An 8,262-nucleotide genomic window follows, 5' to 3' on the forward strand; every position below is an offset into this window, starting at 1 on the left:
GTCCGTTCAATCTTGGGCCGAAGCGGCTGCGCGTGTCCAGGCCTCCTTCAACGCTTGCTGGCTCTGCGGGGGCAGCACGCCGACCCGAACATGGCCCGGCAGGCCGAAGGAAGCACAGTCGCGCAGCTTGATGCCGTCGGCGCGCAAGGCTACGGCCAGTCGCGAGTACGAAGTCTCGGTGCGCGCACAGAAGAAATTGGTCTCGCTGGGAAAGCAGTGCCAGCTCAGCGATTTGCAGAGCGCGCGCTGCTGTGACTTCCAGGTTCGCAGGGTCTGCAGGCTTTGAGCCAGCCAGGCTTGCGCTTCGTCGCCGGTCCAGGTTTCGAGCAATGCCACACCATGGGTGCCGAGCGGCCATGACGGCGCGAGTCGTTCGAGCCGCTGCATCAGGGGCGCGGCTGCGGTGTCGTCGGGTGCGATCGCATAGGCGGCGCGGATGCCGGTGAGGCCCATCGCCTTGTTGGGTGTCCAGAGTTGCCAGACTCGGTTGCGCTGCGCGGCGTCGAGCGAAGCTCGGCCTTCGAGGCGCAGCGGCTCGTAGGCCATATCGACCACGCAGACGCCGCCGGCATGTGCATGCACTGCGAGATCGACCTGCGGCAAGCCCAGCGGACTCGACGGCTCGCAGCACCAGTGCAGCGCCGCGCCATCGTGCGGTTCGGGCGCGCGCAGCACCTGCAGTCCCCACGCCAATGCCGCACGCTCGTAATCGCCGTAGCTTTGCCTCGGCAACCAGACCTTCCGGCCACCGCCTTGCGCGACAGCGGCGCTGATGCGATGGATGAATTCGCTCGCACTCGCCGCGATCACGATGCGTTCGGCCGTCACACCGTGGAAGGCGGCCAGCTTGCTCCGCAGTGCGGTGTAGCGCGGGTCCGGATAGTGCGCGGCATCGGCCGCGCGCAACGCGGCCAGCACGGCCGGACAGGAGCCCAACGCGTTGCCGTTGGTCGAGAAGTCGTGTGGCGCGGCACCAGCCTCGTCCGGCCCGCCATGCGTGAAGGTGGCATGCGAATCCATCGTCATGCCCAGTTCGTGCCGACAGCCGCAACGATGACCAGCGATGCACACAGCGCCCACGCCAGCACCGCCCTGCCGCCCAGCTGCGCCGTGCGCTGCGTATCGGCGGCGGAAGGCGCCCGCCCTTCCCCGTTCAGCGCATACACACCCGGCTTGGCGAGCCGCACGCCGAGCAGCAGCGCCATCGCCCCCATCGGCCAGCCGCTGTTGGGCGACGGCGTGCGGCGCGCCTCGCGCGCCAGGCCGCCCGGCCACCGCCATGCCGCCAGCGCGAGCAGCAACGCGGTGAGCCGCGCCGGCAGCCACGAGAGCAGGTCGTCGGCGCGCGCGGCCCACTTGCCAAACCACGTCCAGTCGCGGCCGCCGCGCTCGCCGCGATAGCCCCACATCGCATCGGCCGTGTTGGCGAAGCGGTAGACCGCCGCACCGGGCAAGCCGAACAGCACGAACCAGAACACCGGCGCAACGAGCGAGTCGTTGAGGTTCTCGGCCAGCGATTCGATGGCGCTCTCGCGCACCTCGCGCTCGTCGAGCAGGTTCACGTCGCGGCTCACGAGCCGGCCCAGTTGCGCGCGCCCCGCGTCGAGCGAGACGCCCAGCGCCGCCTCGACCGCGAGCACCTCGTCGCGCAGCATGCGCCACGCGAAGAGCGGCTTGAGCAGCAAGCCCAGCAGCAACGCCACGGCCCATGCGGGAAGCCACTGCGTCATCAGCCCCTGCAGCCCGGAGGCCACGACCCAGGCGCCCAGTGCGCCCACACACCAGGCCAGCGCCCCGATGGAGAAGGCCGGCAGGTCACGCGGCTCCGCCTGCCCCGCGCGAGGCGCCATGCGCGAACCGATCCAGCCGAGGTACCTGCCCATCCACACCACCGGGTGCCACCCCGCGGGCGGCTCGCCGAGCCAGCGATCGACGGCGAGCGCGATCCACAGCGCGGCGGCGAGGGCCAGGGCATGGTCGAGGTGAGCGTGAGGCATGGGAGCCGCCATTCTCGCGAATCAGGCGGCTGCCCTGCCGCGCCGCCACTGTGCCAGCGCACCGAGCGCGACGAGCAAGGCTGCGCCCAGCGCGACCCAGAGGCGGAAGACGAGCGCCTCGGCCTGGGGTTGCGGCGCCTTGTCGGGCGTGGGTTCGAGCTTGAGGCCGCGGACGGGCTCGGTGTCGTCCTGTGCCGGTGCGGTCGCCGGTGCCGGTGCCGGTGCCGGTGCCGGCGGCGCTGCGGCCGCAGGCGCGGCCGATGGACCAGGCGTGTGCTCGACCGGGGGTGCGGGCGGCGACAGCTCTGCCTGTGCGAACCGCTGCACCGCCGCATTGCGCTCGCGCAGTCCGGTGGCACGCACCGCCTCCGCATAGGCCTGCGCCAGTTCACGCCGCGTGGCGGCGTCCGGTTTCCAGTAGTTCAGCCGCACCGCATCGAGCATGCGTTCCAGCGTCTGCGCGAAGGCCGCGCGGTTGTCGCCCTCCAGCCACTGGCGTGTGCCGAGCTTGTACCTGTCGCGCACATACACCTCATGCAGCGACTGCCACTGGTCCTGCCGCACGGTGCCGGGCGCGGTGACCTGCCAGCCCCAGAGGAACTGCGCGGTCTTCAGCACCTGCAGCGTGCCGCTGTAGCCCTCGGCCTTCTGCGCCGCTATCCATTGCGGATGCAGGTAGCGCACCTGCATCTCGCGCGCGATGGCGCCGGCGGCGGTGTCGGTGCGCACCGCGCCGCCGTCGCGCAGGTTTTGCACGTAGAGCGCCGGGTCCTTGCCGGTGAGCTGGCGCACGGCCTGTGCGATGCCGCCCAGGTACTGGAACGGATCGTCGCTGGTGAGCACACCGTAAAGGTTGGAGGTGCGCGCCATCAGCGCCGCATCGACCTGCGCGAGATTGCCCGCGTAGGCGCCAGCGCGGCTCGCACCGTCGAGCCCCCTGCCGTAGGCGTGGCCCATGCGGTCCGTGTAGAGCTGCGCCATCTGCGCATCGCCACCGCCACGGCGCTGCAATGTCCACACGTCGCTCGCGAGCGCGGCCTCTTCGAGCCCGGCGCCGTAGCTGCCTTGTTCGTTCGAGAACACGCGCGCGGTCGACCAGCGCTTCGCCTCCGCCGGCGTGGCGCCTTCCGCGCGGAGCTTGCGCGCCAGCACCTCGCTGTGCCGGGCAACGGCGTTGCCGGGTTCGGGCAAGCCCGCCACCTGCTGCACCGCCTCGTCGAGCCAGCGCATCACGTTGGGAAACTGGTCGCGGTAGGAGCCGGTGACGCTGATCAGCACGTCCATGCGCGGCCGTTTCAGGGTCGATGCGGGCAGCACCTCGATGCCGGTCATGCGGCCGGCATCGTCCCAGCGCGGCTTCACCCCCATGGCGTAGAAAGCCTGGCTCTCCATTACGCCCTGGTGGCGCGAGGCCTCGCCGGCCCAGAGCGTGAAGGCGATCTTTTCCGGCGGCTTGCCGGCGTGACCTTTGGCGTGGTCTGCAATCCAGGCATCCATCGCCGCGACACCGGTTTCCCATGCGGCGCGCGTCGGCACGCGGCTCGGATCGAAGCCGTAGAGGTTGCGCCCGGTCGGCAGGCTGTCGGGGTTGCGCACCGGGTCGCCGCCGTAGCTGGCCCGAAGGTAGCGGCCGTCGAGGGCGGTGAGCAGGCCTTCGATCTCCTCGTTGTGCGCGAGCGTGGCATCGATCTTCTGCGCGCGCAGGGCCATGTTTCGCAGTGCCTCGGCTTTCGCCGCATCCGCGCCCATCGCGCTCGCAGCGTCTACATCCTTGAGCGCCACTTCGACCCATCGCGCAGGACGCGAGGCTGCGATGTTCTTCGCGTCGATCAAGAAGGCCTCGTCGATGTCCTCGCCCAGCGCCTCGGCCACAGGCTTGCCGAGGATCTGCAGGATGGTCATGCGGCGGTGCTGCGCATCGGGCGCCTGCCCGAAGGTCGCGAGGCCCAGCGGCTGCGCGGTCTGTGCCAGTTCGTCGAGGTACGGATGCAGCACCGCGACAAAGCCCGCGAAGTCGGCGCGGATCCGTGCGGGCGTCCATTTCAGGTCGCGGTCGTAGTGCTGTTCGACGAACTCCGCGGTCAGCTGCTTTTCCATCGCGGCCTTCACCGGGCCGGGCGACAGCGTTTCCCAGTCGTGCGTGCGCTCGTGCATCGCCTGCACACCGGGCCGGAAGCCGGCGGGCGCGAACATCGGCGTCGAGTGGCTCACCATGGTCGCGCGGCCGCGGCGCTTGGCGGTGGTGGCCTCGCCGAGGTTGTCCATGATGTACGGATAGACGTTCGGCAGATCGCCGAGCGCGAGCAGCGGATCGTCCTGCACCGAAAGCCCGCGCTCCTTGCCCGCCGACCACTCGACCGTGCCGTGCGTGCCCACATGCACGACCGCGCCGGCGCCGAACTGCGCGCGCAGCCAGAGGTACGTCGCGAGGTAGCCGTGGCTCAGCGGAATGGCCGAGCGGTGGTAGACCTGTTCGGCCTTGCCCGCTACCTGCGTCCCCGGCTCGAAGCGCGGCGGCTGGCGCAGCACGACGACATTGCCGAACGGGACGCGCGGAATGACGAAGGCCTGCTCGCCCGCGACAGGCCGCAGCATCGTCGATTTCTCCGGCGGCCCCCAGTAGGTCTCGATGCGGCGCTGCGTTTCGGCAGGCAGCGCGCGAAACCATGCGAGGTAGCGCGACAGCGGCAGCGAAGCGGCCAGATCCCTGTCGAGCAGCGGCTGCAACGCATCGCCGCCATCCGCCGGATAGTAGGCCTTCATGGTGGCCTGCACCTGCGCGATGAGTGCGTCCGCGCCGGGTGTCTCGGTGCGGTAGCCGGCCGACTTCATCGCGGCGAGCATGTTGTTCACGCTGCGCGGCACGTTGAGGAAGGAGGCGCCGAAATTGGCCTCGCCCGGCGGGTAGTTGTAGACCAGCATCGCGACACGGCGCTGCGCCGCCGGCGTGCGTTGCAGCCGCAGCAGCGCAGCGGCCTTGCCGGCCACCGCGTCGATCTGCGCGGGCAGCGGCTGCAGCATGCCGGTCGCGGCATCGCGGGCGCTGACGAGCATCGGGTCGGTCATGCCGGCCAGTTCGCTGGGACTGTAGTAGGACGCGATGTCGGCCTGCGCCAGGCCGTCCCTGCTCTGCGCCCACTGCGTGGCGTCCATGGCGAGCGAAGGCAAGGTCTGGAGCACGGGCACGCCGATGCGCTCGAGCTCGGCCTTGCGTTCGTTCGGACTGAAGACCAGCGAGGCGTTGACGATCAGGTCGGCCACGCGCCGTTCGTCCGCACCCGCGGCATGGGTCATGCGAAAGAACAGGTCCTTCTGCTGGCGCGGGCCGTAGAAGGCATAGGCGCGCAGGCCGCGCTGCGCGAGTGCGCCGATGAGCCGGTCGAGCCAGCCGGTGTCGTCGCCGGTCACGGTGGCGCTGTTGATGGCGATGGCGACCGTGCCGGCGGTGCCGGGCAACCGGTCCAGCGTTGCGATATCGGTCTCGATGCGCGGCCAGACCGGATGGTAGAAGCCTGCGAGTGGCAACGGCACAGGCGCCGGCAGTCCGTTCAGGTCGTCGATTTGCGCCAGTGCCTTCATCGCCGCGCCAAGATTGGCCGTCCCCCCAAAACGCCAGTACTCGCGAAGCCGCTGTGCCCAGGCTGCATCGACACCGCGTTCGGCCGCAAGAGGAGCTACGCCGGAAGCCTGCCCCTTGGCCACGAGGGCGAACTCGCCGATCAGCACATGGGGTGTGGCGCTGCGCGCAATCACATCGCCGAAACGCGCCGCGGCCGCCTGCGCAACGCTGATGTGCGGCGCATCGATCACCAGCAGCCGCGCCCCGTCGAGCGCAGAGGCCAGCGTTTCGGGCGAATCCTTCGCTGCGGACACCACCTGCAACGGCAGACCTGCCTCGTGGGCCGCGTCCTGCAGCCGAACGATGCGCGCGGGCGACACCAGCGACGTGCTCAGGACAACGATGCGCGAAGGCACGTCCGGCTCGGCCTGCGCGGAAAGTCCGAGCCCCATGAACAGGAGCCAAAGAAAAACCCGCGTCACTTCCCGCCCTGCGCCGGCACTGCATCCGCCGGCACATAGACCATCGTGCCGTCCTTCAGGCGCCAGGCGGTGCCGGCCTTCTCGCCGTCGCCCTGCCCCGTCGCGCCGCTCGCCTTGAAGCGCGCGATCTTCCGGCCCTCGCGCGTGATGATCTCCATGTCCGGCTGGCCTTCGTTGCGGATGATGGTCAGCTTGTCCTGCGCAAAAGGATTCATCGGGTTGTTGATGACCGCGATCATCAGCATGCCGATCACCACCATGAACACATCGATCAGGTTGATGGTCGAGAGCACCGGGTCGTCGTCATCGCTGTCGAGGCTGCTCAGGATCGAGAACTGCCTGCGGCTCATGACAACCGATCCCTGGCATCGAGCACCGCCACCAGCTCACGCATCAGCCAGCGCCGGCGCACGGTGTAGACCACGAAGGCGATCGAGGCCGAGGCCAGTGCCACGATCACGGCGGCGAAGGCTGGCGCCAGGCTCTGCGCCACGCCTTGCGATTCGCCCGAGGCCACGGCGACGAGCGCCGGACCCATCGGAATCATCGTGGCAATCAGCCCCAGCATCGGCGCCACGCGGCTGCACAGGCGCACGCCTTCGAGCTGCTTGAGCACCACCAGTTCCATCTGTTCCTGGCTTGCATCGGCGTGATGCTGCAGCACCAGCACGCGCGACGGATCACGGCGGCGCTGCAGATACTCGATGCCGAAGGCGCCGAGGCAGTACACCGCGTAGACGAAGGACAGCAGCACGCCCAGCGTCACAGGCCACAGGAACAGGCGCGCCAGCTCGAACAGGACGGTATCGAAGGCCAGCATCAGGCGGGCTCCACGGAAGATGGGGTTGGAAACAGGTCCGACGCCCGGCCCCAGCATTCGTCGAACACCAGCGCCGACAACGGCTCGCGCCGGGCCCAGCGTTCGCGCTGCAGCATCGGCTCTTCGTAGAAATCGTGCACCGGCCCCAGGCACAGCAGTGCGATCGGCTCAGCCCCCTCGGGCAGGCCCAGCAAGGCCGACACCTCGGCCGGATCGAACAGCGAGACCCATCCCATGCCCAGCCCTTCGGCCCGCGCCGCAAGCCAGAGGTTCTGGATGGCACAGGACGCCGAGGCCAGGTCCATCTGCGGCAAGGTGCGCCGGCCGAACACATGCTGCTCACGGCCGTCGGCCAGCGTCACGGCCAGCAGTTCGGCCGCATCGAGCACGCCCTGCACTTTGAGCCGCATGAACGCGTCTTCGCGCTCGCCGAGGGCGCGAGCCGTCAGCACGCGTTCGCGCTCGACGCTGTCGTGCAGGCGTTGACGCAATGCCGTGTCACGGATGCGAATGAAGCGCCAGGGCTGCATGAATCCGACGCTGGGCGCATGGTGCGCCGCTTCGAGCAGCTTGCGCAGCAGCGCGGGCGCGACCTCTCCACCCGCGAAGTGACGCATGTCGCGCCGCTCGCGGATGGCGCGGTACACCGCCCTCACCTCATCGGCCGCGAAGGCTTGCGACATCGGACTCAATCCTCGATGCCGCGTTGGGCGGGAATGCCGGCTTTGAACGCGTGCTTGACCATCGTCATCTCGGTGACGGTGTCGGCCAGCTCGACGATCTCGGGCGGGCAGCGCCGCCCCGTGAGCACCACATGCACATGCTTCGGCCGCGCGCGCAGCGTTTCGAGCACGCCTTCGAGCGGCAGCCAGCCGTAGATCAGCGGGTAGGTGATCTCGTCGAGCACCACGAGGAAGAACTCGCCCGACAGGATCGCCGCCTTCGCCTTCTCCCATCCGTCGCGCGCGAGCTGGCCCGAGCGTTCGAGGTCCTGGCTCTTCCAGCTGAAGCCGTCGCCCAGCCCTTCGATAGCAATGCCGATCTGCTCGAACATGCGGTGCTCGCCGAAGCGCGCCGAGGGCACCTTCATGAACTGGTAGATCTTCACGGCCTTGCCGCGGCCATGGGCGCGCAGCGCAAGCCCGAAGGCCGCGGTGCTCTTGCCCTTGCCGTCGCCGGTGTTGACGATGACGATGCCGCGGCGCTCGCCCTCGGGCTTTTCGTAGGGCTTTTCGCTGGGAGGGGTTTCTATTTGCATGGGGTCTCCAATTTCGGGGGATTTTGTTCGGGGCGCGTGCACAGGACACCGGGTACTCCCCTCCGCGAATGTCCCCCGCTTCGCTCCTCCTTTATTTCGCTGCGGGGAGCACCCGGTGCCCTGTGCACGAGGGCACGCTGCTGGTT

The 8,262-nt window shown here is 69.3% G+C and carries 7 protein-coding genes; all 7 read right to left on the reverse strand.

The window, feature by feature from the left end:
- Window positions 1-6 precede the first annotated feature (6 nt).
- The 7 genes from AC1DXX_RS27930 to cobO are packed head-to-tail and all read right to left on the reverse strand — an operon-like array spanning window position 7 to window position 8,116.
- Complete coding sequence (locus AC1DXX_RS27930; RefSeq protein WP_478137463.1) at window positions 7-1,026, reverse strand: aminotransferase class I/II-fold pyridoxal phosphate-dependent enzyme; 1,020 nt, start codon at window positions 1,024-1,026, stop codon at window positions 7-9.
- On the reverse strand, window positions 1,023-1,997 hold the full coding sequence (gene cbiB / locus AC1DXX_RS27935) for an adenosylcobinamide-phosphate synthase CbiB (RefSeq protein WP_478137464.1): 975 nt from the start codon (window positions 1,995-1,997) through the stop codon (window positions 1,023-1,025). The genes AC1DXX_RS27930 and cbiB overlap by 4 nt, the downstream gene beginning before the upstream one ends.
- A 21-nt stretch (window positions 1,998-2,018) precedes the next feature.
- The gene (gene cobN / locus AC1DXX_RS27940; protein ID WP_478137465.1) at window positions 2,019-6,008 is read right to left on the reverse strand and encodes a cobaltochelatase subunit CobN; all 3,990 of its coding nucleotides are present in this window, start codon (window positions 6,006-6,008) and stop codon (window positions 2,019-2,021) included.
- 26 nt (window positions 6,009-6,034) lie between these two features.
- Window positions 6,035-6,388, reverse strand: a complete 354-nt coding sequence (locus tag AC1DXX_RS27945) for a DUF2149 domain-containing protein (protein WP_478137466.1) — start codon at window positions 6,386-6,388, stop codon at window positions 6,035-6,037.
- A complete protein-coding gene (locus tag AC1DXX_RS27950; protein WP_478137467.1) occupies window positions 6,385-6,858 on the reverse strand; it encodes a MotA/TolQ/ExbB proton channel family protein in 474 nt (157 codons plus the stop codon). Before AC1DXX_RS27950 ends, AC1DXX_RS27945 begins: the two co-directional genes overlap by 4 nt.
- Window positions 6,858-7,541: a 5,6-dimethylbenzimidazole synthase gene (gene bluB, locus AC1DXX_RS27955; RefSeq protein WP_478137468.1), complete on the reverse strand. Its 684-nt coding sequence runs from the start codon at window positions 7,539-7,541 to the stop codon at window positions 6,858-6,860. The genes AC1DXX_RS27950 and bluB overlap by 1 nt, the downstream gene beginning before the upstream one ends.
- A 5-nt stretch (window positions 7,542-7,546) precedes the next feature.
- The gene (gene cobO, locus AC1DXX_RS27960; RefSeq protein WP_478137469.1) at window positions 7,547-8,116 is read right to left on the reverse strand and encodes a cob(I)yrinic acid a,c-diamide adenosyltransferase; all 570 of its coding nucleotides are present in this window, start codon (window positions 8,114-8,116) and stop codon (window positions 7,547-7,549) included.
- Window positions 8,117-8,262 lie beyond the last annotated feature (146 nt).

It is taken from the genome of Variovorax sp. P4_B10 (genome assembly GCF_056402375.1).

What these genes read in the sequence shown, in the direction of transcription:
- AC1DXX_RS27930 (WP_478137463.1), bottom strand. Translation starts at nt 1,026, where the DNA reads ATGACGATGGATTCGCATGCCACCTTCACGCATGGCGGGCCGGACGAG.
- cbiB (WP_478137464.1), bottom strand. Translation starts at nt 1,997, where the DNA reads ATGCCTCACGCTCACCTCGACCATGCCCTGGCCCTCGCCGCCGCGCTG.
- cobN (WP_478137465.1), bottom strand. Translation starts at nt 6,008, where the DNA reads ATGGGGCTCGGACTTTCCGCGCAGGCCGAGCCGGACGTGCCTTCGCGC.
- AC1DXX_RS27945 (WP_478137466.1), bottom strand. Translation starts at nt 6,388, where the DNA reads ATGAGCCGCAGGCAGTTCTCGATCCTGAGCAGCCTCGACAGCGATGAC.
- AC1DXX_RS27950 (WP_478137467.1), bottom strand. Translation starts at nt 6,858, where the DNA reads ATGCTGGCCTTCGATACCGTCCTGTTCGAGCTGGCGCGCCTGTTCCTG.
- bluB (WP_478137468.1), bottom strand. Translation starts at nt 7,541, where the DNA reads ATGTCGCAAGCCTTCGCGGCCGATGAGGTGAGGGCGGTGTACCGCGCC.
- cobO (WP_478137469.1), bottom strand. Translation starts at nt 8,116, where the DNA reads ATGCAAATAGAAACCCCTCCCAGCGAAAAGCCCTACGAAAAGCCCGAG.